Source organism: Thalassospira sp. MCCC 1A03138 (assembly GCF_002115785.1).
In the GTDB taxonomy this organism is placed as follows: domain Bacteria; phylum Pseudomonadota; class Alphaproteobacteria; order Rhodospirillales; family Thalassospiraceae; genus Thalassospira.
The window spans coordinates 155,765-181,779 of sequence record NZ_JFJY01000004.1 but is presented as its reverse complement, the minus strand read 5'-3'; the positions used below and the strand labels follow the sequence as shown (position 1 = coordinate 181,779).

Here is a 26,015-nt window from a genome sequence, read left to right as displayed (position 1 = left end):
TCGACAGGGCCTGATGGCCGTTTCGCAGAAACGCCGAATTTGAGTGGCCTAGAACGGTTCATCGAGGTGAATATGAGTGTCCTATCCGACCTGAAAATATCGACGAAGTTACTGATTGCGTTTGGCTTCCTGCTGGCCCTGAACGTTTTTTCCAGCGGGTTCTCAATCGTCAAAATGGGTACGATCAACGATACCTCTACTGTGATTGCTGAAAACTGGATGCCCAGTATCAAGGCAGTGAACGACATCAATACATCCTCCAATATTCTAAGACTTTCCGGGCTGGCTCATATTCTATCGGAAGATCAAAAAGCGATGGAGATGTATGAACAGAGAATACAGGCACTCGAAAAACAGCAAGCTGAAGAGATTGTGCGTTATGAAGCGTTGATCTCGTCTGACGATGAACGTCAGAAATGGGAACAGGCCAAAGCGCTCATTGCGCAAAATAACCTTCTTTGGGATCGCGCATTGGCCTTTTCCCAGAAAAATGAAAATCAACAGGCGCGTTCTGTGATGCTCGAGGATGGGTCGAGGATTAATAGCGAATTGCGCGATTTGCTGAATGATTTGATATCTCTTAATGATGCAGGCGGACAACAGGCATCTCGTGATGGTGATGAAGAGTTTTCTCTTGCTCGGGGCTTGATGATTGTTGTGGCTGTCATTGTGGCACTGCTGACTGTCGTGTTTTCCTTTGGGCTTACACGTTTGATTGCGGTACCTGTTCGTGACATGACTACCGCGATGACACGTCTTGCGGGCGGCGACAAATCTGTTGAAATTCCGGGTGTGGGGCGTGGCGACGAGATCGGCAGTATGGCTGATGCTGTGCAGGTTTTCCGCGACAATATGATTGAGGCAGAGAGACTTGCCGAGATTGAAACAAAAAACAGGGCCGAGCGCACAGCGCGTGCCGAACGTATTGAAAATTTGACCCGCGAATTTGATGCGAGTGCGGGGGCAACGATTTCCGCTGTTGCATCGGCAGCGACAGAGCTTCAGGCAAATGCCTCAACGCTATCTGCATCATCCGAACAGGCAATTTCACAGTCGGCGGCTGTGGCCTCCGCTGCCACACAGGCTGCGGGTAATGTTCAGACTGTCGCATCAGCAGCTGAGGAGCTTTCGGCTTCAATCAGTCAAATTGCGCAAGACGTCTCTCAAGCGGCAGCTGTTTCCAAAGAGGCCGTGGAGCGTGCTAGTCACACCGGACAAGTTGTTGGTAACTTGCAACAGGCATCTGTTCGAATTGGTGAAGTTGTCAACCTGATCGAAGACATAGCAGGTCAGACTAATCTTCTGGCGCTCAACGCGACAATTGAGGCTGCGCGGGCCGGTGACGCCGGTAAAGGGTTTGCTGTTGTCGCCAGTGAGGTTAAAAACCTCGCCAGTCAAACGTCGCGTGCAACAGCTGATATCGGTGAACAGATTGCCGCTACCCGGGCTGCGACCGATGAAGCTGTCTCAGCCATTGCCTCGATTGCGGAGGTCATTGAAAAGATCAACGAAATATCGAGTAGCATTGCCGCTGCTGTAGAAGAGCAGCAGGTTGCAACCGGCGAGATTGCCCGTAATGTCGACGAGGCAGCCAAGGGCACGGAAGACGTGAATGAAAATATTCATGAGGTCACCGATGCTGTGCAGAGTGCAGGCGGTGTTGCTCGTGACGTTCTGCAGGCGTCGTCAGAGCTTTCAAAAGAAGCAGAAAGAATGCGTGATATCGTGAGTGCCTTCCTTCAGGGGGTAAAAAGCGCGTAAAGAGCAAGCCTTTCGCCAAGATCAAAGTCGTCCAGTTCGCTGGGCGACTTTTTTTAATTGTTACAGCCAAGGGAGAGTGTTTTGCAAAAAAAGAACGGATTTTATGTCCTCAAATGCGACGCGGTTTCAATAAGCCCTACATGTATTCGAATTTAACTTTAGACGAGTGCATTTAAATTCTGACTAAAGCGATCCTGTGACTTCGGGAATACCCGACCTGGAGTGCCGGGGTGATGTCTTGGGTCCTTTTTGGGGCCGATGTATCAATACGAATTTTTGGCGGAGAAGATATTCATCTTGGGAGGTATGCAATTTTTAAATGTGCAAAAGAGTAATCCCAAGTGTACGAAGCTATTGTTTTTCGTTCAATTAATGACTTGTGGTCATTAATTTTATTGTCGCGAGTCAAAGCATTTCAAAAATTGAAATTTTCTTGTGCTTGAGAGCGGAAAACCTCGTGTTTTATTGGGGAAAGAAATGAACGCGCTCACCAATCTTAAGATATCTAAAAAGTTAACGTTCGCCTTCGGGGCTATGTTTATTCTAAACGTCTTCGCCAGTGTCTTTGCCGTCATGAAAATGGACACTATTAACGATACGTCGACGGCTCTTGCTGAAAACTGGATGCCCAGTATCAAAGCTGTGAATGAGATCGTTACGTCTTCGAACCTTATCAGGCTGACCGGTCTGTCGCATATCCTGTCAAGTGATGCGACTGACAAGGAAGAATATGAGGGCCGTACCCTCGAGTTGCAAAAGCAGCAATCAGAAGAAATTAAAACTTACGAGGCTTTGATTTCGTCAAATGAAGAGCGCCAGAAGTGGCAAAAAGCCAAAGCCCTGATTGCCCAATTTAACGGCCATTTGGAGCGCGCTCTTGCATTTTCGAACAAAAACCAAGACGAACAGGCGCGCAAGGTGATGTTCGAGGATGCGCGCCAGACCAGCATAGAGCTTCGTGGCGCCTTGCTCGAACTGGTCGATATGAACGAGGCCGGTGGCCGCCAAGCGTCAGATATCGGTGACAAAGAATTCGCGCTTTCCAGAGGTTTGATGATTGCGGTTGCTTTGGTCGTTGCGACTTTGACCATTGTGTTTTCGTTCGGGTTGTCACGGCTTATTGCCAACCCGATCCGCGACATGACGGCAGCGATGAGCCGCCTTGCTGGAGGGGACAAAACCGTCACAATCCCGGGCGTGGGACGTGGTGACGAAGTTGGCAGCATGGCTGATGCTGTTCAGGTCTTCCGCGATAACATGATAGAAGCCGAGCGTCTTGCAGAGATTGAGGCAAAAAATCAGAAAGAACGCGCAGAACGGTCTGAGCGTATTGAAAAACTCACCCAGGATTTTGATCTGAGTGCTGGCAAAACCATCGGGGCGGTTGCCTCGGCTGCAACGGAGCTTCAGGCAAATGCGTCGACACTGTCGGCAACTTCGCAGCAGGCAATAACGCAGTCGTCGGCTGTGGCATCGGCTGCAACGCAGGCGGCGGGCAATGTCCAGACTGTTGCCTCTGCGGCAGAAGAGCTTTCGGCATCGATCAGCCAGATCGCACAGGATGTTTCGATGGCAGCCCAGGTCTCAAAGCAGGCTGTTGATCAGGCCGGTCATACCGGGCAGGTTGTTGGCAACCTGCAACAGGCTTCCGTCAAGATCGGCGAAGTCGTGAGCCTGATCAATGACATTGCAGGGCAAACCAATTTGCTGGCATTGAATGCAACGATCGAAGCCGCACGTGCCGGAGAGGCTGGCAAGGGGTTTGCTGTTGTCGCAAGCGAAGTCAAGAACCTTGCGAGCCAGACGTCCCGGGCAACGGCCGATATCGGCGAACAAATTGAAGCAACGCGTGCCGCGACTGAAGAAGCGGTAGCTGCCATTTCCTCTATTGCGGAAACCATCGAGAAGATAAACGAAATTTCGAGCAGTATCGCCGCCGCCGTCGAACAGCAGCAGGTCGCAACCGGCGAGATCGCCCGAAATGTTGATGAAGCCGCGAAAGGTACCGAAGACGTGAATGAAAACATTCACGAAGTCACCAATGCGGTTCAAAGTGCCGGCGGGGTTGCCAAAGACGTATTGCAGGCGTCTTCGGAGCTGTCGCATGAAGCCGAAAAAATGCGTGAGATCGTCAGCGCATTCCTGTCTGGTGTGAAAACCGCCTAGGCTATTGGTATGAAATGAAAAATGCCGTCCGGCTCGCCGGGCGGCATCCTTGTTTGTACCGGATGGCTGATCCTCGGCGCGGTGGGCATACCCATTTGGGTTGAACCGCGAACTTTTTGACTTTACGGTGCGCACATCCAATGCCCAATTGACGGGAAATGCCATGCTGAGTTTATCGAAAATCCTTTTTACCGCACTGATCGTTGTGGTGGTATGGCAGGGCTTCAAGCTGTTTACCCGCAAGAATCAGGTTTCCGGGCAGGAACAGCCAAAACAGAAGGCACATGACAAGAAAGCCAAACAGCAGAAACAGGAAGCTGTGGCGCATGATCTTGAAAAATGCCCGAAATGCGGTGTCTATCACGCCGAAGGCAGCGCGCATGTTTGCGAAGTCTGAGTTGCGCGGACGGCATATTTTCCTTTGCTGATTTCTTCGACTTTCGCCCAACAGGCCGTGATTTCGCTTGGAAAAACCGGTTGTTGCACGGATGTTGTATGCTGCAACGCGGTATAAGATTCGGCGGGACGTCATAAAAAGCGCTAAATTCAGGCCCACTCAGGGCTTTTGCGTTCTTGACCCCGACGGGGTGGGGCGGTAGCTTGCCGCTCTAAATTTACCGACAACATCAAAGTGAGTTCGCGCAATGGCGCTCGACGGGTCGCAACGTCCCCCTTCATTCCAGGAAATCATTCTCCGCCTGCAAAGCTATTGGGCCGATCAGGGTTGTGTCATCCTGCAGCCCTATGACCTTGAAGTCGGTGCCGGTACCTTCCACACCGCAACCACGTTGCGCGCGCTGGGTCCGGAAAGCTGGAATGCGGCCTATGTGCAGCCGTCACGCCGCCCGACCGATGGTCGTTACGGCGAAAACCCGAACCGTTTGCAGCACTATTACCAGTTCCAGGTCCTGATGAAGCCGTCACCGGCCAATTCGCAGGAACTTTACCTTGGCTCGCTGGCGCATCTGGGCATTGACCCGATGGCGCATGATATCCGTTTCGTCGAAGACGATTGGGAAAGCCCGACTTTGGGCGCGTGGGGCCTTGGCTGGGAAGTGTGGCTGGACGGGATGGAAGTCACCCAGTTCACCTATTTCCAACAGGTTGGCGGTTTTGAATGCGACCCGGTCCCGGTCGAGCTGACCTATGGTCTGGAACGTCTGGCGATGTATATCCAGGGCGTCGAAAACGTCTATGACCTTGATTATAACGGCAATGGCGTCAGCTATGGCGATGTGTTCCTGCAGAACGAAAAGGAACAGTCGACCTATAACTTCGAAGTCGCCAATACCGATATGCTGTTCCAGCATTTCAAGGACGCGCAGGCCGAATGTGCGGTCAATATCGAACGCGGTCTTGCGCTTCCGGCCTACGAGCAGACAATGAAGGCCAGCCATATCTTTAACCTCCTCGATGCGCGCGGCGTGATTTCGGTCACCGAACGTGCGGCTTATATCGGCCGTGTGCGCGACATGTCGAAATCCTGCTGCGAGGCGTGGCTTCGTTCGCGCGGGCATTTGAAAGAGGAGGCATAAGTCATGGCCGAATTGCTGCTTGAACTGTTTTCGGAAGAAATTCCGGCCCGCATGCAGGCGCGTGCTTCCGAGGATCTGACCAAACTGGTTACCGATGGCCTGAAGGCCGCCGACCTTGCGTTTGATAATGTCGAGGCACTGGTAACACCGCGCCGTCTGACCCTGATCATTGATGGTTTGCCGGACAAACAGCCGGACCTTCGCGAAGAACGCCGTGGCCCGCGTGCCGATGCCCCGGAAAAGGCGATTGCCGGTTTTCTGGCGGGCAATGGTGTGACGCTGGAACAATGCGAAAAGCGCGAAACGCCCAAGGGTGTTTTCCTGTTTGCGATTGTCGAACAGAAAGGCCGCGATAGCGCGGATGTCATCAAGGACATCATCGAAGACGCCATGGCAAAACTGCCCTGGCCGAAATCGATGCGCTGGGCTGATCAGAAAGTCCGCTGGGTCCGTCAGCTTGACCGGATCCTGTGCCTGTTTGACGGCAAGGTGATCCCGGCATCGTTTGGCCCGGTAACGGCCGGCAATATCACAAGCGGCCACCGGTTCCTGGCACCGGCCACCTTTAGCGTTGCCAATGCCACCGAATACAAGGCGAAGCTTGCCTTTGCCAAGGTGATGCTGGACCGCGAAGAACGCAAAAAAGTCATTCTGGACGGCGCGCGCAAACTTGCGGCATCAGAAGGTTTCACGCTTCTGGAAGATAACGGGCTTCTTGAAGAAGTCTGCGGTCTGGTCGAATGGCCCGTACCCGTCATGGGCAAGGTCGATGACCAGTTCATGGATATCCCGCGCGAGGTTCTGGAAACCTCGATGCGCGAACATCAGAAATATTTCGTCGTCGAAGACAGCACGGGCAAACTTGCCGCGCGCTTCATCACCATTTCAAACATGGTGACGCTGGATGCCAACGCGCAGATCATTGCCGGGAACGAACGCGTTTTGCGCGCACGCCTGCATGATGCGAAATTCTTCTGGGATCAGGATCGGAAAGTGACGCTCGAAGCGCGTCTGCCGAAACTTGATAACATCGTGTTCCATGCCAAACTTGGCTCGCTGGCGGAGCGTGTTCTGCGCCTACGCGGACTGGCACGCGAACTTTCAGCCGATATTCCGGGCTGCGATGTCAAACTTGCCGATCGGGCGGCGGAAATTGCCAAGGCCGATCTGGTGTCGAACATGGTGTTCGAATTTACCGAACTTCAGGGACTGATGGGGAAATACTACGCCGAGAATGACGGCGAAGCCCCCGAAGTCGCCAACGCCATTGCGCAGCATTATGCACCGGCCGGTCCGTCGGATATGTGTCCGACCGCACCTGTTTCGGTGGCTGTTGCCTTGGCCGAGAAGCTCGATACCCTTGCCGGGTTCTTTACCATCGATGAAAAGCCGACCGGTTCAAAAGACCCGTTCGCGCTGCGTCGTGCGGCATTGGGTGTCATCCGGCTGGTTCTGGAAAACGGTTTGCGCGTACCGCTGCGTCGCGCATTTGCCTTTGCCGTTTCCCAATATCCGGCCTCTATTCGTCGTGACGAGGCGGTTGACGAACTTCTGGCATTCTTTGCCGACCGCCTGAAAGTCCATCTGCGTGAACAGGGCGTACGCCATGATCTGGTGTCTGCCGTGTTTGCACTGGATGGCGAGGACGATCTTGTCCGCCTTCTGGCCCGTGTTGATGCGCTTGCCGATTTTGTGTCGGGTGAAAGCGGCGTCAACCTTATGGCCGGGTACAAGCGCGCGTCCAATATCCTGCGTATCGAAGAGAAGAAGGATGAAAAATCCTATGATGCGGATGTGTCCGCCGATCTTCTGACGCAGGACGAGGAACGCAAGCTCTATGAGGCGCTCATCAATGTCCGGCATAAGGCCTTGCCGCTTCTGCGGGCCGAGAACTATGCCGCGGCTATGGCCGAATTCGCGCATCTGCGCGGACCGGTCGATGCATTCTTCGAAGGGGTCACGGTAAATAGTGACAAGGCAGACGAACGTGCCAACCGCCTTAAACTGCTGGCGCAAATTCGCACTGCCTTGCATGACATTGCCGATTTCTCGAAGATCGAGTCATAAATAAGGTCGGGGTCGCCCGGAATTCCGGATCGCCTTGACCAGATGAGGAAAAGGCAAGATGACCAAATGGGTTTACGGCTTCGGTGGCGGTAGCGCCGAAGGACGTTCCGATATGCGCGAGCTTTTGGGCGGTAAAGGTGCCAACCTTGCCGAGATGAGCAATCTCGGCCTTCCGGTCCCGCCCGGCTTTACCATCACGACCGAAGTCTGCACGGCATTTTATGACAATGACCGTGCCTATCCAGACGGTCTTGAAGCCGAAGTCGAAAAGTCGCTTGCTGCTGTCGAAGCCCTGGTCGGTCGCAAATTTGGTAATCCCAAGGACCCGTTGCTGGTTTCCGTTCGTTCCGGCGCACGTGCTTCGATGCCTGGCATGATGGACACGGTTCTCAATCTGGGCCTGAATGACGAAACGGTTGAAGGTTTGGCGGCGGTCTCTGGTGACCGCCGTTTTGCGTATGACAGCTATCGTCGCTTCATTCAGATGTATGGCGATGTGGTGCTTGGCGTCGATCATTACCATTTCGAGGAAATCCTTGAAATCCACAAGGAAGACAGGGGCTATGTCCTTGATACCGATATGGATGCCGATGACTGGCAGGCGGTGGTTCAGGGCTTCAAGAAAAAGGTTGATGCCGAACTTGGCCGTCCCTTCCCGCAGGACCCGCGCGAACAGCTTTGGGGCGCGATTGGTGCGGTTTTCGGAAGCTGGATGAATGCGCGCGCCAATACATACCGTCGCCTGCACAATATCCCGGCAAGCTGGGGCACGGCGGTCAATGTTCAGGCCATGGTCTTTGGCAATATGGGCGATGATTGTGCGACCGGTGTCTGCTTCTCGCGCAATCCGTCAACCGGTGAAAACCGTTTTTACGGCGAATATCTGATCAATGCGCAGGGCGAGGACGTCGTGGCGGGCATTCGTACCCCGGCACCATTGACCAAAATCGAACGTGAAGAGTCCGGTTCCGACCTTCTGTCGATGGAAGAAGCCATGCCCGGCGTCTTTGGCGAACTTTGCGATATCCGCGACAGGCTTGAATCCCATTATCGCGACATGCAGGACATGGAATTTACCGTCGAGTCCGGCAAGCTTTACATGCTGCAAACCCGCGCAGGCAAACGCACCGCCAAGGCCGCCCTTCGCATCGCGGTTGAAATGTGCCAAGCCAATGTAATCTCGCGTGAAGATGCCCTTCGCCGTGTTGATCCTGCACAGCTTGACCAGTTGCTGCACCCGACCCTTGATCCCGATGCGGAACGCAAGGTGATTGGCATGGGGCTTCCGGCATCGCCTGGTGCTGCATCCGGGCAGATTGTCTTTTCCGCCGAGGTCGCCGAGGACTGGGTGCATAACCGGGGCCGCAAGGTCATTCTGGTGCGCATCGAAACCAGCCCCGAAGACATTGCCGGCATGCATGCTGCCGAGGGTATTCTGACATCACGCGGCGGCATGACCAGCCACGCCGCCGTCGTCGCACGCGGCATGGGGACGCCATGTGTTTGCGGCGCCGGTCAGGTCAAGATTGACTATGCCAGCAAAACCATGACGTCGGGCGGCGTGACCCTGAAAGAAGGGGATGTCATCACCCTTGACGGTGCGACCGGCGAGGTCATGCTGGGCGAGGTGGCAACGCTTAAGCCCGACCTTTCCGGTGATTTTTCCCAGTTGATGGAATGGGCGGATGGTGTGCGCCGCCTTAAGGTTCGCACCAACGCGGAAACGCCTGATGACGCGGCAACCGCCCGTGGCTTTGGCGCCGAGGGGATCGGCCTTTGCCGGACCGAACATATGTTCTTTGATCCGGCACGCATCATTTCCATGCGCGAAATGATCCTGGCCGATACGGAAAAAGGCCGTCGTGCGGCACTTGATAAACTTCTGCCCTATCAACGTCAGGACTTCATTGACCTGTTCCGGATCATGAAGGGCCTGCCGGTCACGATCCGTCTGCTGGATCCGCCATTGCATGAATTCCTTCCGCATGGCGACAACGAAATCGCCGAGGTCGCCAATGCGGCGGGCGTGGCAGAGGTCGTTGTGCGTCGCCGTTTGCTGGAACTTTCGGAAGCCAACCCGATGCTGGGGCATCGCGGGTGCCGTCTTGGCATCAGCTATCCGGAAATTTATGAAATGCAGGCGCGTGCGATATTCGAAGCCGCGATCGAGGTTTCAAAGGATGGTGGCGATCCGGTCATTCCGGAAATCATGATTCCGCTGATTGTCGGCAAGAAAGAGCTCGAAATACTCAAGGCCGCGATCATCAAGGTTGCAGGCGAGGTCGAAACCGAAAAATCGGCCAAGCTCGAATTCCTTGTCGGCACGATGATCGAATTGCCGCGCGCCGCCCTTCGGGCCGGTGAAATCGCCGAAGAAGCCGAATTCTTCAGCTTCGGGACCAACGATCTGACCCAGACGACCTTTGGTCTTTCGCGTGATGACGCGTCCCGGTTCCTGGATACCTATATTTCCAAGGATATCTTTGCCGGTGATCCGTTCGTATCACTTGATCAGGAAGGGGTGGGCGAACTGGTAAGCATCGCCGCGGAACGTGGCCGTAAAACGCGTTCTGACATCAAGCTTGGCATTTGCGGCGAACATGGCGGTGATCCATCCTCCATCGCCTTCTGCGAGGCACAGGGGCTGGATTACGTGTCCTGTTCACCCTATCGCGTGCCGATTGCGCGACTGGCGGCGGCACAGGCCGCGCTCAAGAAATAAGGCTGCTGATAAGCAGCACTGATAAAGCAAACGGCGGCAGAATTTCTGCCGCCGTTTTTCATTCGTAAGGCGATGATCGGTGGATCAGGCCGCTGTTTCCGGCAACTTGACCCAGTCGGGGATCTTGACCGAAATTTTGGCATCCCCCGCCGTCAGGTCGGCATCATCGCCGATCCGTTCCAGCCGGATCAGGGCAAGACCCGCATCGCCATGGATGCTGCGGATGGTGCCGGCTTCCTTGTCGCCATTCATGATCAGGGTGCCAATTTCCGGGGCTGGGCCGGTGATCGTGATCGGCAGCAGGCGTTTGCGCACCAGCCCGCGATATTTGGTACGCGCGGTCAGTTCCTGCCCCATATAGCAGCCCTTTTTGAAATCAACGCCGCCCAGTTCCTCGAACCCGTTTTCAAGCAGGATGGCACGGTCAATTTCCATTTCCTCGCTGCCATTGGGCAGGCCAAGCAGCACGCGGTGCTGATGATAGGTGCTTTCATCGCTTTCGATGGCACCAATCGCGGCCATTTGCGCCAGTTCGTTCTTGGGCAGTAACACGCGCGCGCCCATCGCACTCAGGCGCGGATCAACGGCCTTGATCCCGTCGGCAAACGGTGCGGTGGCACCGGGCGTATCGGGCAGGTCAAGTGCGCTCAGGGCTCCATCGCCGAAAACGGCGACAACGTCATAGCTTTCGGTGACATCGGTCAGTTCCGCCTTGGCGCGCAATTTATACATGCGCAGTTTTTTGAACAGCTCGGCCGCGCGCTCACCATCTTCGCCGCGTTCGCATTCAATCAGAAGGCTGTCCTCGTCCTGCTGATAGACAAAGAAATCAAACAGGAATTTGCCCTGCGGCGACAAAAGCGCGCCATAGCCGGAATGGTCAGCCGTGATTTTTTCGATATTGTTCGACACCAGCCCCTGAAGGAAGCTGACGCGATCAGGCCCGCTGATCCGGATAACGGCCCGGTCAGGCAGGGGGGCGTATAAAGTCTCACTCATAATTCTTATGGCTCCGGTTTATCGGAATTGTTGGCCGAAATGTGGGGCAATGACCGGGATTTGGCAAGGGGTGGTTTGGCAAAGGCAAAGCAACCCGCCGCAAGAAAAGCCTTCATAAATTGCGCGGGAACCGATAGAACGCAATGTATGAAAATATTGATGCTTGATCGTTCCATCGGCTTTGATCCCAAGGATCGTGAAGCCCGCCCGCTGGGATCGCGCCAACGCGGATTTATCGCGCTGGCCGAGGCCCTTGTTGCCCGTGGCCACAAGGTTGAAGCCCGCCGGAATGGTGGCATCGACCTTGATCATCATGGCGTTGCCTGGCGTCAGCTTGACAGTGCCATGCCGCCCTTTGGTGGCGACCCGGTGGATCGGGTTCTGGTGTGGCGCGATGCGGAGCTGCTGCGTCATCCGTCAATCCCCGAAGGTAGCGACTGCTGGCTTTGGTTTGATGGCATGGCATCCGATCTGAATGCGGATAAGGCACGGCTGGCGTTGCTTGAAACCGGCGCGCAGGTGATCTTCCCCCATGAAGATCAGGGCAAGGCGTTTGATGGCGATACCGCCAAACGCCCGATTGTGATTGCACCAGGCGCGTGCCCGGCCTTTGCCATGGCGTCAAACATGCATTGGGCGTTCGAGAGCCGCGAAGATCTTGCCGTGACGGTTGCCAACAGCAAAACCGGCATTGCCCAGATCATCCGCATCTGGTCGGCTTATGTCGCGCCCAAAGTACCCGGTGCCATTCTGGAAATCTATGCTGCCGACCTGTTCTCGGCGATGGCGGGCGAAAATGACGATGTTTCCGAAGAACTCGTCGATATGGTGCGCGATAACATCGACAAGGGTGTCCGCGTTTGTCACCCGATGCCCGAGGCCGACATGGCCGAACGTATCGCAACCGCGCGTGCCTTCCTGCATCACGGCAAATACGGCAATGATCAGGTCGGCCAATGGATTTACGATGCGCTGGCCGCGGCAACCCCGGTTGTGTCCTATGGCGGGATTGCCAAGGCGCGGGTTGAAAACGGCAAGACCGGCTATATCGTTCCCGATGAAACCGCCTATGGCAATCTGGTGATGCAGTTGCTGGCAGACCGGCAGATTTTTGCCAGCCAGTCCGAAGCGGCCCGTAACAGCCGTCGTGAATGGCTTAACGTGGCAGGCGAGCTGGAGAAACTTTAAACCGTGCGGTTACTGTTCATCACCTCGAACCGGCTCGGCGATGCCGTTCTTTCGACATCGGTGCTGCGCCACTATGTCGAAACCTATCCCGGCATCAAGGTAACGGTTGCCTGCGGCCCGGTCGCCGCCCCGATTTTTGAAGCGGTACCAGGGCTTGAGCGCATCATTGAAATGCCAAAGCAGAAACGCGGCGGCCATTGGTGGAAGCTTTGGAAGTCGGTCGCGTTTCGCTGGTGGGACATCATCGTCGATCTGCGCGGCAGTGCGACGGCTTATGTGTTGCCGGGCTGGAAGCGGGTGGTGCTCAAAGGCAACGATGACAGTGTCCACCGGGTAGAGCAGCTTGCACGTCTGATCGGTGTTGATCGTCCTCTAAATCCCAAAATCTGGCTTGATCCGAGACATGTGAAACGGGCTCAGGAAATTCTTTCCTCTTTTGCCGGGCGGCCGCTTCTTGTGGTTGGTCCAACGGCAAACTGGGGAGGAAAGATGTGGCCGATAGATCGTTTTCAGGACCTTGTCGGGCGGCTGACGTCTATAACGGGTCCTTTGCCGGATGCGCATGTTTTGCTGGTTGGTGCACCTTCTGAAATCGAGAAGGCGCAGGAACTGATTTCATCCATTGCGGATGATCGCAGAACTGTTGTTTTTGGAAGTGAGCATTTATTGACCGTGCAAGCCTGCCTGGAGAAGGCAGATCTTTATATCGGTAATGATTCCGGTTTGATGCATATGGCGGCGGCTTCCGGTTCTCCCACCGTGGGGCTTTTTGGTCCGTCCCGACCGGAAAACTATGCGCCATATGGTAAGAAGACAGCTTATGTCTGCACGGATCGCAATTATGATCAGATTGTGGCTGACGGTGTCGACTGGAAATCTCAGAAGTCTTTGATGACGGACCTGTCTGTTGACAAAGTTTTTGAATTTTCATGTAAGTTTTTAAAATAAATTATCGGTTTGTTTAAGCGGGGAAGCATGCGGATCGCCATCGTTTCAGGTTCTGACAAAAACTATTTTCCTTTGTTGATCGAAATGGTGCATTCGGTCAGGCAATTCTCTGTCGACCGAAATATCGACATCTGCGTGATGGATGCGGGTTTGGCTGAATCCCAGAGGGAAGAACTGTCACCGCTGGTGAACCAGCTCGTTATCCCCGATTGGCCCGAAGGCATTTCGGAAGAAAAATCAAAGGGCAAGGAATACCTCAAGGCGTGTATTTGCCGCCCCTTCATCCCCGAGATATTCCCCGGATATGACGTATATCTGTGGATGGATTGTGATACCTGGGTTCAGGACTGGTCATCTGTAGAGATGTTCATTCGATCCGCGGCGAAAGGCGACCGTCTGGCGATCACGAATGGAGCGGATCGATCCTATCCAAAGCCGATCCGTATTTCGTGGCTTGGAAGATGGCCCCGAAAAATAGGCAGCTTCTATAACGCCAATGGCAAAAAGGCGTTTGGCTGGGCGACGGCCAAGAAAATGATTCCCCATTATGTGCTGTCTGCGGCGACATTCGCGATTGCGGCAAAGGCGCCGCACTGGAAGCGCTGGCAGGAAGTTATTGTTGAAGCTGCCATGAAGGGAAAGATGTTCCCGGCCGAACAGTTGTCTTTGGGCAAGATCATTCACATTGAAGGATATAAGGCCGAATACCTGCCTGCCTATGCAATGTGGCAATGCCAGCACAAACCATTCTGGGATGCAGAGAAATCGGTTTTTGTCGAACCCAACGAACCGCATGCCACCATTGGAATAATGCACCTGTCAGGTGTCGACGATATTCGGGCAGACAGAGATGTGAAAACCGAAATTGAAACGACAGATGGCAAAACGGTATCGGTCAATTATCGCTATCCCCTGTTTGCGGCAGAGAAACTTACGATCGCCAAGCCGCAAAGAGTTTAATGGCGAGCGTTCTTAAAGCTGAAATTTTAAGGTCCGGACAATCCTGTTTGCGATCAATCGGGAACAATTCGCATGTTAATGCATTTGCTTATCATGTGAATTTTGTTTCAACTGTTCCGGACCAGAAAGATGATCCGTACCGAGCATCTGACAATGATCGTTGTTTTGCTGTTTGCTGTTTCCATGGCCTGGATTCAGGGGGCTGTGGGGGAGCAGAGAAGCCAGGTCAATCTTGTGCCGGTTCCGGCCTATAAAGCCGGGTTCGAAATGTACGCCATCCGTTATGGGAATGCCGATAACGCATCTTGTGGCAGTCTGTGCGGTGCATTTGATCTGGAAAAGGCCAGTTCAATAGGCGGCGGATATATGCAGGTCAGCCTTCCTCTGGATACGGCGCGTCGCTGATATCGCCAAGCCGACCTGACGCGTTGATAATGCAGGATTAATGTCTGGAGTATCGAATGGCCAAACCGACTGTCTGGGCGATTATTCCCAATTTGTTGCGCAGCCTGTTTCGATCCGACGTCCCGCTGCGAAGCAAGATTCTTTTGCTGGCCGGAATCATTTACCTCGTCAGTCCAATTGATCTTTTGCCAGACGTTATTGCCGGTGTCGGCTGGATTGATGACCTTGTTATCGTGCCCCTGTTGGGATGGCTTTCATATAAAAGCCTGCCGCCAACCATAAAATCGGATATGGCATCCGACAATCTTGAGACGCCGGCAAAGTCTCGTAAATGGTTGTATCTTCTGATTTTGATCCTGGTTCTGATTGGCATTGTTATGCTCACAGGGCCCGATGATAGCTTCCTGAACACACCGTCCACTGGTTAAGACACTACTTTTGCACCTTTGACAGTCTTTGCCCTGCCCTTTTAAGCTTGGATGCAATTCCATCATTAAACGGGATACGACAATGGCAGATACATTTCGTGGCTTGGTTCTGAGCCAGCAGGAAAAAGCAGTTCAGGCCGATTTCCAAAATCTTGCAATTGATGATCTGCCAGACGGTGATGTGCTGGTTCGGGTACGATGGTCTACCCTGAATTACAAGGACGGGATGATTTTGAACGGGCAGGGAAGGCTTGTTCGGGAATATCCGCATGTGCCCGGTGTCGATTTTTCTGGTGAGGTCGTTTCGTCCCGTGATTCGCGATACAAGGCCGGGGATGACGTTATCCTGACGGGATGGCGGGTTGGCGAAGCTCATTGGGGCGGATATGCCCAGTATGCGCGCGTGAATGCAGACTGGCTGGTGCCGATGCCCGATGGCCTTGATGGTGCACATGCAATGGCAATTGGCACCGCGGGCTTTACGTCAATGCTTGCCGTGATGGCGCTTGAAGAACAGGGCGTATCAACTGACCAGGATGGTGAAGTCCTCGTTACCGGGGCGGCGGGTGGCGTTGGTTCAGTCGCAGTAAGTCTTCTTTCCAATCTTGGTTATCGTGTTGCCGCCTCGACCGGGCGTGCAGACACGCATGACTATCTTCGAAGCCTTGGTGCGCATTCCATTCTCGACCGGTCGGAATTAAGCGATGCAAGCAAGCCGTTGTTGAGCGAACGCTGGTTGGGTGCCATTGACAGTGTCGGCAGCGCGACCTTGGCGCATATTTTATCGGAAATGAAATATCACGGTGTGGTTGCCGCCTGCGGGTTGGCTGGCGGGCCGGATTTGCCCGCAACGGTCATTCCATTTCTGCTGCGCGGGGTCCGGTTGATCGGAATTGATTCCGTGATGTGCCCCTATGAAAAGCGCGTCACAGCCTGGAAACGTCTGGCGCAGGAATTACCCATGGATCAACTGGATGCTGTGACAACAAAGGTTGGGCTTCGTGATATCCTGCCGTGGGGTGAAAAAATCCTCAAAGGGCAGGTTCGGGGGCGGTTACTGATTGATGTGCAGGATTGCTAGCAGAGGCAAATATATGCAGAATCAGCCTGATCCGAGCCGCCAATCCTGAAATTCTGAAGCGAATGGGCCCAGCCATATGACCGAAAACCGGTTTCGTATCCTTCTGGTCGAAGATAATCCTGGCGATGCGTTTCTTGTAAAAACATTGCTGGAAGAAACCGGTGAGCAATTCGGCATCGAACATCGGTCCGATCTTGCTTCGGCCATGGCCCTGCTGAATGATCCGTCACCTGATGGACAGTTTGATGTTGTCCTGCTGGATTTGACGCTGCCCGATTCATCGGGGGTTGAGACCATTCGCCGAATTCGCGATTGCGCGCATAGTGCACCGGTTGTTGTCCTGACCGGGCACAAGGACGAGGAACTTGCCTTTGAAGCCCTTCAGCACGGCGCAGAAGACTACCTGACCAAAGAATTCCCCGACGGCAGGACCATTCGCCGATCCATCCGTTATGCGATTGAACGGTCGCGTGCCGAGCAGGCTTTGAAGGAAAGCGAAGAACGGTATCGCAAGCTGGTGGAACTGGCACCGGAACTGATTTCGGTGCTGAGCGGTGAGGAAATTACCTATATCAACCAGCAGGGCGTTGCCATTCTGCATGGTAACGACAGTTCTGAACTGGTCGGGCGCAGCTTCATGGAGATGGTCCATCCCGACAGCCGCGAAATCATGACCGAGTATATCGACCGTTACGCTGGCGGTTATACGGGGCGGGCGGACTTCGTCATCATCTGCCGACGGGGAGACGGCGAAAATGTCGAACTTGAAGTGTCCGCCATCGCCTTCACCCACGAAGGGGCGCCAGCCATGCTGATGCTGGCCGAGGATGTGACCGAGAAGCGCAAAATCGAACGGCAACTGGTTCAGACCTCGAAGCTTGCGACCCTTGGTGAAATGGCCGCATCCGTCGCCCATGAAATGAACCAGCCGCTCAATGTCATTCGGATGGCGGCTGATACCTGCGCGCTTCAATATGAACTTGAAAAGGTTCAACCCTCGTTTCAGAGAGAGCGATTGTCCCTGATCAGCGGGCAAACCCAGCGCATGGCCGAAATTATTCGACATTTGCAGATATACAGTCGACCGGACGAAGACGATTTCGAGCTTTTCGACCCGATGCGGGCGGTGACCCGTGCGGTGGATATGATCGAGCATGATTGCCGTTTGGCGGGGATCGTCGTCGATGTTGTTCCATCTGCACAAAGTTGCCAGGTGCTTGGGCGTCAGGTTCAGCTTGAACAGGTTCTGGTCAATATGTTGACCAATGCACGCGATGCGATCACGGAAAATGGCGACGATACCGGCGGGATTGGTGGGCTTATCCGGTTAACGGCAATGCTTGACCCCGATCAGGAAGTGCTTCGAATTGCCATCAATGACAATGGCGGTGGTGTACCCGAAGATGCCATTGGTCTTATTTTTCATCCGTTTTTTACCACCAAGGATGTCGGAAAGGGAACGGGGCTTGGCCTTTCGGTAAGCTATGGCATCGTCGAGGGAATGGGCGGGCATATTGATGTTCGCAATGAAGGAGACGGTGCCTGTTTCGAGATTGTTCTGCCTGCGACGCATATCGGCGAAAGCCAGGGGGATGACGATGATCAATCCGATGATACTCCCTTGCTGCCTCAGCAGGAAAAAGTTCCAGGGGCAAGGTCGCGCGATTTACGGATCATGGTTGTCGATGATGAAATCGATGCGATGGAGATTATCGCAGCCTATCTCGAAGCGCAGGGATTCTCGGTTTCGGCGGCAAGCGACGGCGAAGATGCGCTTGCCTTGGCCGGTGTGGTCCAGCCCGATATTCTGATCACCGATATACGGATGCCGCAGATGGATGGCAATAGTCTGGTTCGGGAACTGCGTTCGCGCAATCCAGCCTTGCCGGTGATCGTTATGACCGGTCATCCGGGGGATGCCGACAGGCCGACAGAGGATGGGGATGATGCGCCGGTCATGGTGATGGCAAAGCCGCTTGATTTGAAAGAGCTTCTGGCCACGCTTGATGAAATTTCCGAAGTCGTTGCGGGCTGAAATACAAAAAAAACCCGGCCAAAGGGGCCGGGTTTTGAAAGCTTCGGCATGATGCGCGGAAATCAGGCCTCCCAGCCAAGCTGCATGGCTATTTTAACTGCCTGCGTACGGTTCGCGGCACCAAGCTTTTTGAAAATACCGGTCAGGTGAACCTTCACCGTGATTTCGCGGACCGTAAGCTGTTTGGCGATTTCCTTGTTTGACAGACCTTTGGTCAGCAGGGCCAGAACTTCACGTTCCCGATTGGTGAGTTGACGCAGGGGATTGTCAGGAGCAAGCCCATCCAGATCAATTTCACCCGGACGGGTGTTGCTGCCATCATCTTCCAGAAGTGCCGACGGAATGTATTTTTCCCCTGACATGATCAGGCGGAGCGCATTGATCAGCGACTTGCCAGACAACGTTTTGGGCAAATAGCCCGACGCACCATGTTCAAGTGCATTGAGCACATCGCTGCGTTTGACCGATCCCGACAAAATGACGACCGGAATTTCCGGATGTTTCTGCCGCATTACGGTCAGGCCCGAAAGCCCGTTCATGCCTGGCATGTTGAGATCTAGGATCGTCAGTTCGACCGGCGTATCGCCATCGACGATGGAAAGTGCTTCGGCAAAGTCTTTTGCCTGGGCAATTTCGACTTCTGGCGCCGCCGTTTTCAGAAAGGATGTGATCCCGTCTCTGACGAGGTCATGGTCGTCCGCTAGCAGGATGTTCATGTTATTGTGCCGTACCCGTTTTTAGCCGTCTCCCGCAAAAGGCGGTACCGGTATCGCGTCCCGCACCCAAACATACGGAAACACGCAAAGTTGTCATCTTCCAAATTTCGCGTCCCCCCGGACGCGAGCGCAGCATTAAATAATTCTGATGTCCTGTCAAACTGCAGGATGGATTTCAGGGGGTGGAATTATCCATGAGGATAGTATTCTGTGTGATGTGATAAAGATATTGTCGCGTATTGCATAGTAAATTTCATTGAATCTCAAGTTATATGGCTAGAGAAAATCATGCGTAAATCGAAAAAATGTCGTTCGCGTCGTTTTTCGGTTGCTGATCGTTCGACATCACTTCTGATGCATCACTGCCAAGTGCTGCGCGTTGCAAACTTGCGTCTCGGAAGGCTGCCATATCGGCGCCCGATGGTGCGTTCGGTGCAAGCGCTGCATTCTGAATGGTTGCCAGGGCGCGTTCTCTGTTTTCCTTGCTCCCGACAAGGCTAACACCGATATCGACATGTCCGCCAACGGCGTATGCCTTTCCATCCGGCCCTATCTGATATTCATATTGCGGGGCAGAAGCATACATGCCAGCCGCCGCTGCGTGGGCCTTTTCTTCCTGTTTTACAGCCGAATCTCTAGCTTGCAGCTTCGCAACTGCGGCCTTCTCCGCATCACTCATATCCGCCGGGTTTTTAGGGCCGGCATTATTGCTTTCGGCATTATCTTCGCTAGCCTCACGGGCTTCGCGATACTCGCCGCGACTGACGCCACTGGCAACAGCTTGTGCTTCGGTGAGTGTCCTTGGGTCTACAATACGCGTTCGAACCCCGGCTGCTGAGACATCGCCAAAACCATAAGCACTATTTGAAAGTCCGGATTTATTGCCAAGTTTAACTTCGAGCGCTTCGTATTCGGCCAAAACCCTGCCATCAGCGGTTTGTGCAACTTCCCTGACATTCAGGACAATGCCCAATCCACCGCTAGCGGGGTTCGTTATGGTTTGACCGGTCGTAATCATCGGATCGAAATGGTTTTCCGTGGCGATACAAAATCGATACGTAAGGATAGCAGGAAAATTCGCAGGAGTCTCGCCCGGTGTCTATACCTTTGGTGCCTTGCATGAAGCATGCTGTCTTGCGCGCCAAAGTATAGGCTGTTACAGGAAAGGCTTGATTTTGGATGCCCCCAATTCTTGGGCAATAGCCTTTCAAGACAGGAAAACTGATCGTGATGTCCGACTTTGTCATTCCCGCGAATGAAAAGGTTCTGGTAACCGGGGCTGCCGGTTTTATCGGATCGCATCTTTGCCAGAAACTGCTGGATCAGGGCAGTACCGTAATCGGGCTTGATAACGTCAATGATTATTATGACGTCACGCTGAAAGAAGCCCGGCTTGCACGACTTGAAGGGCGGGACGGCTTTAAATTTGTCCGTATGAATCTGGAAGATCGCGATGGTATTGCTGATCTGTTCGCAACCGAAAAGCCGGCCTATGTCGTCAACCTTGCGGCCCAGGCCGGGGTGCGTTACTCGCTTGAAAATCCGCATGCCTATATTGATGCCAACCTGGTCGGTTTTACCAATATTCTTGAAGGCTGCCGCCATAACGGCGTGAAGCATCTTGTCTATGCCTCAAGCAGTTCGGTTTATGGCATGAATACCGAAATGCCGTTTTCGGTGCATCACAATGTTGATCACCCGATCAGTCTTTATGCCGCATCGAAAAAAGCCAACGAACTGATGGCGCATACCTACAGCCACCTTTACCGTTTGCCGACCACAGGCCTTCGTTTCTTTACGGTTTATGGTCCTTGGGGGCGGCCGGATATGGCGTTGTTCCTGTTTACCAAGGCTATTCTGGAAGGACGTCCGATTGACGTCTTTAACGAAGGAAAAATGCGCCGCGATTTCACCTATATCGACGATATCGTCGAAGGTGTTCATCGCTGCATTTCAACCATCGCATCCCCCAATCCCGACTGGAACCCGGCCAAGCCGGACCCGGCAACCAGTTCGGCACCCTATCGCGTGTTCAATATCGGCAACAACAGTCCGGTAGAACTGATGCACATGATCGGAACCCTTGAAAAGGCACTGGGCAAGACGGCTGAGAAAAACATGCTGCCGATGCAGGCGGGTGATGTTCCGGCGACCTATGCCGATGTCGATGCCTTGACCGATGCCGTCGGTTTCAAGCCGGAAACCTCGATTGAAACGGGTATTGGCCGGTTTGTTGAATGGTACAAAGCCTTTTACGGGTAAGGCTTGGTTTGTTAGGGGCAGGCGTGATTGCGCCTGCTCTATACCACAAGGCATGTATGCATACTGCGCTTACAGCGTGGTGCTTTTGCGTGGTTTTCTAAAATATTTGGAAAATGGTGCTGCTGGGGAGATTTGAACTCCCGGCCTCTCCCTTACCAAGGGAGTGCTCTACCCCTGAGCTACAGCAGCCCTTGAAAAGGCTGATCGTCGGGCAATGGTGCTGCTGGGGAGATTTGAACTCCCGGCCTCTCCCTTACCAAGGGAGTGCTCTACCCCTGAGCTACAGCAGCATCGAGCCCTTGCGGTGCGGGCGGGTTATAGGCCACTGGCTGGCAATTGGTCAAGCCCGAATTATGCGAAGATTTTTGATCTTGCTCGGATGGTGCAATTTTGTTGGTCAAGGCTGCATTCTGCCTCGGAATATTCTATAAAAGCCGGACCTTTGGAACCAGAAACGTATTGGCAAGATGACAGCACAGCAAAGCAAGCAATATCCCGCGACCAACGAAGAACGCAAAAAGCGCGAGGCCGAAGCCCTGCGTGCCAATCTGGCGCGCCGAAAACAGCAGCAGCGTTCTCGCAAGACGGTGGAACAAAATACCGATACGGACGAACAGGGCAGCACTTCGGACAAGGATTAGTCCGCTTCCCACCGGTTTCGGAGCCCCGGTTCAAGAAAAATGCCAATTTGGCTCTGTTGCCCGCATCGCCTGGTTGATCTTGCATGCCCCGCGCGGGTAAAACCAATGGCACAATGCCAATTTGCACAACAGGGGTGGCGATATGTCGGTAAGACCGGATCACTGGATACGCCAGATGGCGCAGGAAAAAGGCATGATCGAACCGTTTGTCGACGGTTTCAAACGCGATGGTGTCATTTCCTATGGGGTCAGTTCCTATGGCTATGACGCCCGTGTCGCCGACGAATTCAAGATTTTCACCAATGTCGACTCGGCCATTGTCGATCCCAAGGAATTTTCCGATGCAGGGTTCGTCAATCGCCAGACCGATGTCTGCGTGATCCCGCCCAACAGTTTCGCGCTGGCGCGCACGGTCGAATATTTTCGCATTCCGCGCGACACGCTGGTGATCTGCCTTGGCAAATCCACCTATGCCCGGTGCGGCATCATCGTCAATGTCACCCCGCTGGAACCGGAATGGGAAGGGCATGTGACCCTTGAATTTTCCAATACCACGCCGCTTCCGGCCCGCATTTACGCCAATGAAGGGGCCTGCCAGTTCATTTTCCTGAAAGCCGAAAGCGAATGCGATACCTCCTATGCGGATCGCGCAGGAAAATATATGGGCCAAAAAGGTGTCACGCTGCCACGCCTGTGATAAAGGCAATGCCATAAAGGTGGCATCGCCAAAGACACGAGTAACCGCCATGCCGCAACCGGCATGGTCATACGAGGATTGAATGGACAAGATCAAGATTTCCGGCGGCCGCCGGTTGCAGGGCAAAATTGCAATTGGCGGAGCCAAGAATGCGGCCCTTCCGCTAATGGCAGCAGCCCTTCTGACCGATGAAACGCTGACCCTTTCCAACCTGCCGCATCTGGCCGATATCACATCGATGGCCAATCTTCTGGCACAGCATGGTGTCGCATTGCATCTGAACGGCCATGCGCCCAATGGCGGGCATACTGGTCGCGTTCTGGAAATGACCGCCAGGGAAATCGCATCGACGACTGCACCTTATGATCTGGTCCGCAAAATGCGGGCATCGGTTCTGGTGCTGGGGCCGCTGGTCGCGCGTTGCGGTGTGGCGCGTGTGTCGCTGCCCGGTGGCTGTGCGATTGGCAACCGTCCGGTTGACCTGCATCTGAAGGCGCTTGAAGCCATGGGTGCCGAAATCCACCTGACCGAGGGCTATATCGAAGCCCGCGCCCCCGAAGGCCTTAAGGGCGGGCATGTCCTGTTCCCGCAGGTATCTGTCGGCGCGACCGAAAACGCCCTGATGGCAGCATCCCTTGCCGATGGTGTGGTCACAATCGCCAATGCCGCGCGCGAACCCGAAGTCACCGATCTGGCCCATTGCCTTGTTGCGATGGGCGCCGAGATCGAAGGTATCGGCACCGATACGCTGAAAGTCACCGGCAAGCCGCGCCTGCACGGGGCGGAATATTCGGTGGTGCCCGATCGTATCGAAACCGGGACCTATGCGATTGCCGCTGCCATTACGGGTGGCGAGATCGAGCTGGTCGGCACCAGGGCCGAACTGATCGAAAGCCTGATTGTGTCCATGCGCAAGGCCGGGGTCGAGATCGAGGAAACCGAGGATGGCATGATCGTGCGCGGCAATCGCGCCGCCCTTAAGGGCGTTGATGTCATGACCGAACCCTATCCGGGCTTCCCGACCGATATGCAGGCACAGTTCATGGCGCTGATGGCCGTGGCCAATGGGGCCTCCATGATCACCGAAACGATTTTTGAAAACCGTTTCATGCATGTCCCGGAACTGAGCCGCATGGGCGCTGATGTCAACGTGCATGGCCGATCCGCCATCGTGCGCGGCAGTGCCAAGCTGTCGGGTGCCGAAGTCATGGCGACCGATCTGCGTGCATCGGTATCCATGGTACTTGCAGGCTTGGCAGCCGAGGGCGAGACGATTATTAACCGTGTCTATCATCTGGACCGCGGTTATGAACGGCTGGAAGAAAAACTTGGCGCCTGCGGGGCGCAGATCGAACGTGTCCGTGTTCCTGCATAATTGCGGGGATCATTGGCCTTGGGGCCGGGACGACAGACAAACGCGTAAGGCGACTGATTGATGAGTGACGAAAAGCTGGTGCTGGCCCTGCCAAAGGGGCGCATTCTAGACGAGGTAATGCCGCTGGTGCGCGCGGCCGGTATAGAACCGGAAGCCGCATTTGACGATCCGAAATCCCGGGCCCTGCGTTTCGCCACCAATCATCCGCATATCGATATCATCCGTGTGCGCAGCTTTGACGTCGCCACCTTCGTTGCCTTTGGCGCTGCCCATATCGGGGTCTGCGGCAATGATGTCCTGATGGAATTCGATTATTCCGAAATCTATGCACCGCTTGATCTCGATATCGGCCATTGCCGCCTTGCCGTGGCCGAACCCGAAGAAATGATCGATGGCGATGATCCGTCGCGCTGGTCGCATGTTCGTGTCGCGACCAAATACCCGAATGTCACCCGCAATCATTTTGCCGCGCGCGGGGTACAGGCCGAATGCATCAAGCTGAACGGGGCGATGGAACTGGCACCAACCCTTGGCCTGTGCCGTCGTATCGTTGACCTTGTGTCGACCGGCAACACGCTAAAGGCCAACGGGCTTCGCGAAATCGAACATATTGCCGATGTCACCTCGCGCCTGATCGTCAACCGGGCCGCACTTAAAACCCGCCCGACCGATGTTCAGCCCTGGATCGACCGTTTTTCCGAGGTGCGCAATGCCGATTAAACTCTCGATCACCGATGCCGATTTCGAAGACGGCTTTGTCAAACTGCTTGGCATGAAGCGGGAATCGGATGCCGATGTTGATGTTGCGGTTGCCAATATCATTGCCGATGTCCGTAAACGCGGCGATATCGCGGTATGTGATTACACCAACAAGTTTGACCGTCTGAATATCGATGCCGCCGGCATGGTGGTAACCCGGGAAGAAGTCGATGCCGCCGTCGCCGCAATCGACGCGGATCTTCTGAAGTCGCTTGAACTGGCCGCTGAACGTATTCGTTCCTACCATGATCGGCAAATGCCGTCTGACGAACGTTACACCGATGCAACCGGGGTCGAACTCGGCTGGCGCTGGCGTCCGGTATCGGCGGCCGGTCTTTATGTGCCCGGCGGGCTGGCATCCTATCCGTCATCCGTGCTGATGAATGCCATTCCGGCCAAGGTCGCCGGTGTCGAACGTCTGGTGATGGTCGTACCCACCCCGGACAATAAAATGAACCCGCTGGTTCTGGCCGCGGCACGCATTGCCGGTGTTGATGAAATTTACCGGATTGGCGGGGCGCAGGCGATTGCCGCCCTTGCCTATGGCACGGAAACGATCAAACCGGTCGACAAGATCGTTGGTCCAGGCAATGCCTTTGTTGCCGCGGCAAAGCGCCGCGTTTTCGGGCAGGTCGGGATTGACATGATTGCCGGCCCGTCGGAAATCCTTGTAGTTGCCGATGGTTCCAACGATCCAAGCTGGGTCGCGGCTGATCTGCTGTCACAGGCCGAACATGATCCGGTCGCACAGTCGATCCTGATTACCGATGATGCGGATTTTGCCGATCGCGTGCAGGAAGCCATTGATGCGCATCTTGAAAAACTGCCGCGTGCCGAAATCGCCGGGGCAAGCTGGCGCGACTTTGGTGCAATTGTATTGGTTGAAAATCTGACGCAGGCTCCGGCCCTGGTTGACCGGATTGCACCGGAACATCTTGAGCTGGCTGTTGATGACCCGGACGCACTTGCCGAAGACATTCATCATGCCGGTGCCATTTTCCTTGGCCGTTACACGCCCGAGGCGATTGGCGATTATGTTGCCGGGCCAAACCATGTTCTGCCAACCGCCCGTTCGGCGCGTTTTTCGTCGGGTCTGGGCGTGCTTGATTTCATCAAGCGGTCGTCATTGATCAAATGCACGCCTGAAAGTCTGGCCAAAATCGGCCCGGCGGCGATTGCACTGGCCGAAAGCGAAGGTTTGCAGGCGCACGGACTTTCTGTGGCGATCCGGTCCAACCGCATGTAAGCTGTTGCAGTGCAGCGCCGAGGG

22 protein-coding genes and 2 tRNA genes are annotated in these 26,015 nt (G+C 54.5%); 19 read left to right on the top strand and 5 right to left on the bottom strand.

Annotated elements, in window-relative coordinates:
• The first annotated feature begins 72 nt into the window (after window positions 1-72).
• The 6 genes from TH468_RS10610 to ppdK all read left to right on the top strand — a co-directional run bounded on the left by TH468_RS10610 (window position 73) and on the right by ppdK (window position 10,251).
• The gene (locus tag TH468_RS10610; RefSeq protein WP_085643911.1) at window positions 73-1,761 is read left to right on the top strand and encodes a methyl-accepting chemotaxis protein; all 1,689 of its coding nucleotides are present in this window, start codon (window positions 73-75) and stop codon (window positions 1,759-1,761) included.
• Between the two features lie 477 nt (window positions 1,762-2,238).
• Window positions 2,239-3,927, top strand: coding sequence for a methyl-accepting chemotaxis protein (locus TH468_RS10605; protein ID WP_085643909.1), 1,689 nt, complete (start codon window positions 2,239-2,241; stop codon window positions 3,925-3,927).
• A 163-nt stretch (window positions 3,928-4,090) separates the two neighbouring features.
• Window positions 4,091-4,324 carry a hypothetical protein gene (locus tag TH468_RS10600; RefSeq protein ID WP_085644217.1) on the top strand — a complete coding sequence of 78 codons (234 nt, stop codon included), beginning with the start codon at window positions 4,091-4,093 and terminating at the stop codon, window positions 4,322-4,324.
• Window positions 4,325-4,571: 247 nt separating this feature from the next.
• Window positions 4,572-5,462: a glycine--tRNA ligase subunit alpha gene (locus TH468_RS10595; RefSeq protein WP_085643907.1), complete on the top strand. Its 891-nt coding sequence runs from the start codon at window positions 4,572-4,574 to the stop codon at window positions 5,460-5,462.
• Between the two features lie 3 nt (window positions 5,463-5,465).
• Complete coding sequence (gene glyS, locus TH468_RS10590) at window positions 5,466-7,529, top strand: glycine--tRNA ligase subunit beta (RefSeq protein WP_085643905.1); 2,064 nt, start codon at window positions 5,466-5,468, stop codon at window positions 7,527-7,529.
• A gap of 58 nt (window positions 7,530-7,587) precedes the next feature.
• Window positions 7,588-10,251: a pyruvate, phosphate dikinase gene (gene ppdK, locus TH468_RS10585; RefSeq protein ID WP_085643903.1), complete on the top strand. Its 2,664-nt coding sequence runs from the start codon at window positions 7,588-7,590 to the stop codon at window positions 10,249-10,251.
• Between the two features lie 84 nt (window positions 10,252-10,335).
• Here ppdK and TH468_RS10580 read toward each other — a convergent pair whose 3' ends face one another.
• Window positions 10,336-11,250 (bottom strand): folate-binding protein YgfZ, encoded by a 915-nt coding sequence (locus tag TH468_RS10580; RefSeq protein WP_085643901.1) that lies wholly within the window; start codon window positions 11,248-11,250, stop codon window positions 10,336-10,338.
• 159 nt (window positions 11,251-11,409) lie between these two features.
• Between TH468_RS10580 and TH468_RS10575 the strand changes: the two genes are divergently transcribed.
• The 7 genes from TH468_RS10575 (at window position 11,410) to TH468_RS10545 (ending at window position 18,295) form a co-directional block, all read left to right on the top strand.
• The gene (locus TH468_RS10575) at window positions 11,410-12,438 is read left to right on the top strand and encodes a glycosyltransferase (protein ID WP_246832293.1); all 1,029 of its coding nucleotides are present in this window, start codon (window positions 11,410-11,412) and stop codon (window positions 12,436-12,438) included.
• A gap of 3 nt (window positions 12,439-12,441) precedes the next feature.
• Window positions 12,442-13,386: a glycosyltransferase family 9 protein gene (locus tag TH468_RS10570; protein ID WP_085643897.1), complete on the top strand. Its 945-nt coding sequence runs from the start codon at window positions 12,442-12,444 to the stop codon at window positions 13,384-13,386.
• A 27-nt stretch (window positions 13,387-13,413) separates the two neighbouring features.
• Window positions 13,414-14,346, top strand: coding sequence for a glycosyltransferase (locus tag TH468_RS10565; RefSeq protein ID WP_085643895.1), 933 nt, complete (start codon window positions 13,414-13,416; stop codon window positions 14,344-14,346).
• A gap of 129 nt (window positions 14,347-14,475) precedes the next feature.
• The gene (locus TH468_RS10560) at window positions 14,476-14,751 is read left to right on the top strand and encodes a hypothetical protein (RefSeq protein WP_085643892.1); all 276 of its coding nucleotides are present in this window, start codon (window positions 14,476-14,478) and stop codon (window positions 14,749-14,751) included.
• Between the two features lie 56 nt (window positions 14,752-14,807).
• Window positions 14,808-15,179: a YkvA family protein gene (locus TH468_RS10555; protein ID WP_085643890.1), complete on the top strand. Its 372-nt coding sequence runs from the start codon at window positions 14,808-14,810 to the stop codon at window positions 15,177-15,179.
• An 82-nt stretch (window positions 15,180-15,261) separates the two neighbouring features.
• Entirely contained in the window at window positions 15,262-16,260 is a 999-nt protein-coding gene (locus TH468_RS10550) for an MDR family oxidoreductase (RefSeq protein WP_085643888.1), read from the top strand.
• A gap of 76 nt (window positions 16,261-16,336) precedes the next feature.
• On the top strand, window positions 16,337-18,295 hold the full coding sequence (locus TH468_RS10545) for a response regulator (RefSeq protein ID WP_085643886.1): 1,959 nt from the start codon (window positions 16,337-16,339) through the stop codon (window positions 18,293-18,295).
• Window positions 18,296-18,357: 62 nt separating this feature from the next.
• On the opposite strand, the gene TH468_RS10540 is transcribed toward TH468_RS10545, so the two are convergent.
• Window positions 18,358-19,011 (bottom strand): response regulator transcription factor, encoded by a 654-nt coding sequence (locus TH468_RS10540; RefSeq protein WP_007092070.1) that lies wholly within the window; start codon window positions 19,009-19,011, stop codon window positions 18,358-18,360.
• A 286-nt stretch (window positions 19,012-19,297) separates the two neighbouring features.
• Window positions 19,298-20,029 (bottom strand): putative metalloprotease CJM1_0395 family protein, encoded by a 732-nt coding sequence (locus tag TH468_RS10535; protein ID WP_085643884.1) that lies wholly within the window; start codon window positions 20,027-20,029, stop codon window positions 19,298-19,300.
• 212 nt (window positions 20,030-20,241) lie between these two features.
• Between TH468_RS10535 and TH468_RS10530 the strand changes: the two genes are divergently transcribed.
• Window positions 20,242-21,273 (top strand): NAD-dependent epimerase, encoded by a 1,032-nt coding sequence (locus TH468_RS10530; protein ID WP_085643882.1) that lies wholly within the window; start codon window positions 20,242-20,244, stop codon window positions 21,271-21,273.
• A 114-nt stretch (window positions 21,274-21,387) separates the two neighbouring features.
• Here the strand turns inward: TH468_RS10530 and TH468_RS10525 are convergent.
• Window positions 21,388-21,462, bottom strand: a tRNA-Thr gene (locus tag TH468_RS10525).
• A 26-nt stretch (window positions 21,463-21,488) separates the two neighbouring features.
• A tRNA-Thr gene (locus TH468_RS10520) sits at window positions 21,489-21,563 on the bottom strand.
• Window positions 21,564-21,740: 177 nt separating this feature from the next.
• On the opposite strand from TH468_RS10520, the gene TH468_RS21610 reads away from it, so the two are divergent.
• From TH468_RS21610 to hisD, 5 genes are all read left to right on the top strand, one after another.
• A complete protein-coding gene (locus TH468_RS21610) occupies window positions 21,741-21,914 on the top strand; it encodes a hypothetical protein (RefSeq protein ID WP_168177120.1) in 174 nt (57 codons plus the stop codon).
• A 142-nt stretch (window positions 21,915-22,056) separates the two neighbouring features.
• Window positions 22,057-22,611, top strand: a complete 555-nt coding sequence (gene dcd / locus TH468_RS10515) for a dCTP deaminase (protein ID WP_037989813.1) — start codon at window positions 22,057-22,059, stop codon at window positions 22,609-22,611.
• Window positions 22,612-22,693: 82 nt separating this feature from the next.
• Window positions 22,694-23,986, top strand: coding sequence for a UDP-N-acetylglucosamine 1-carboxyvinyltransferase (gene murA, locus TH468_RS10510; RefSeq protein ID WP_085643880.1), 1,293 nt, complete (start codon window positions 22,694-22,696; stop codon window positions 23,984-23,986).
• A gap of 60 nt (window positions 23,987-24,046) precedes the next feature.
• Window positions 24,047-24,706, top strand: coding sequence for an ATP phosphoribosyltransferase (gene hisG, locus TH468_RS10505; RefSeq protein ID WP_007092064.1), 660 nt, complete (start codon window positions 24,047-24,049; stop codon window positions 24,704-24,706).
• Window positions 24,696-25,991: a histidinol dehydrogenase gene (gene hisD, locus TH468_RS10500; protein ID WP_085643878.1), complete on the top strand. Its 1,296-nt coding sequence runs from the start codon at window positions 24,696-24,698 to the stop codon at window positions 25,989-25,991. The genes hisG and hisD overlap by 11 nt, the downstream gene beginning before the upstream one ends.
• Window positions 25,992-26,015: the final 24 nt, after the last annotated feature.

What these genes read in the sequence shown, in the direction of transcription:
- TH468_RS10610 (WP_085643911.1), top strand. Translation starts at nt 73, where the DNA reads ATGAGTGTCCTATCCGACCTGAAAATATCGACGAAGTTACTGATTGCG.
- TH468_RS10605 (WP_085643909.1), top strand. Translation starts at nt 2,239, where the DNA reads ATGAACGCGCTCACCAATCTTAAGATATCTAAAAAGTTAACGTTCGCC.
- TH468_RS10600 (WP_085644217.1), top strand. Translation starts at nt 4,091, where the DNA reads ATGCTGAGTTTATCGAAAATCCTTTTTACCGCACTGATCGTTGTGGTG.
- TH468_RS10595 (WP_085643907.1), top strand. Translation starts at nt 4,572, where the DNA reads ATGGCGCTCGACGGGTCGCAACGTCCCCCTTCATTCCAGGAAATCATT.
- glyS (WP_085643905.1), top strand. Translation starts at nt 5,466, where the DNA reads ATGGCCGAATTGCTGCTTGAACTGTTTTCGGAAGAAATTCCGGCCCGC.
- ppdK (WP_085643903.1), top strand. Translation starts at nt 7,588, where the DNA reads ATGACCAAATGGGTTTACGGCTTCGGTGGCGGTAGCGCCGAAGGACGT.
- TH468_RS10580 (WP_085643901.1), bottom strand. Translation starts at nt 11,250, where the DNA reads ATGAGTGAGACTTTATACGCCCCCCTGCCTGACCGGGCCGTTATCCGG.
- TH468_RS10575 (WP_246832293.1), top strand. Translation starts at nt 11,410, where the DNA reads ATGCTTGATCGTTCCATCGGCTTTGATCCCAAGGATCGTGAAGCCCGC.
- TH468_RS10565 (WP_085643895.1), top strand. Translation starts at nt 13,414, where the DNA reads ATGCGGATCGCCATCGTTTCAGGTTCTGACAAAAACTATTTTCCTTTG.
- TH468_RS10560 (WP_085643892.1), top strand. Translation starts at nt 14,476, where the DNA reads ATGATCCGTACCGAGCATCTGACAATGATCGTTGTTTTGCTGTTTGCT.
- TH468_RS10555 (WP_085643890.1), top strand. Translation starts at nt 14,808, where the DNA reads ATGGCCAAACCGACTGTCTGGGCGATTATTCCCAATTTGTTGCGCAGC.
- TH468_RS10550 (WP_085643888.1), top strand. Translation starts at nt 15,262, where the DNA reads ATGGCAGATACATTTCGTGGCTTGGTTCTGAGCCAGCAGGAAAAAGCA.
- TH468_RS10545 (WP_085643886.1), top strand. Translation starts at nt 16,337, where the DNA reads ATGACCGAAAACCGGTTTCGTATCCTTCTGGTCGAAGATAATCCTGGC.
- TH468_RS10540 (WP_007092070.1), bottom strand. Translation starts at nt 19,011, where the DNA reads ATGAACATCCTGCTAGCGGACGACCATGACCTCGTCAGAGACGGGATC.
- TH468_RS10535 (WP_085643884.1), bottom strand. Translation starts at nt 20,029, where the DNA reads ATGATTACGACCGGTCAAACCATAACGAACCCCGCTAGCGGTGGATTG.
- TH468_RS10530 (WP_085643882.1), top strand. Translation starts at nt 20,242, where the DNA reads ATGTCCGACTTTGTCATTCCCGCGAATGAAAAGGTTCTGGTAACCGGG.
- TH468_RS21610 (WP_168177120.1), top strand. Translation starts at nt 21,741, where the DNA reads ATGACAGCACAGCAAAGCAAGCAATATCCCGCGACCAACGAAGAACGC.
- dcd (WP_037989813.1), top strand. Translation starts at nt 22,057, where the DNA reads ATGTCGGTAAGACCGGATCACTGGATACGCCAGATGGCGCAGGAAAAA.
- murA (WP_085643880.1), top strand. Translation starts at nt 22,694, where the DNA reads ATGGACAAGATCAAGATTTCCGGCGGCCGCCGGTTGCAGGGCAAAATT.
- hisG (WP_007092064.1), top strand. Translation starts at nt 24,047, where the DNA reads ATGAGTGACGAAAAGCTGGTGCTGGCCCTGCCAAAGGGGCGCATTCTA.
- hisD (WP_085643878.1), top strand. Translation starts at nt 24,696, where the DNA reads ATGCCGATTAAACTCTCGATCACCGATGCCGATTTCGAAGACGGCTTT.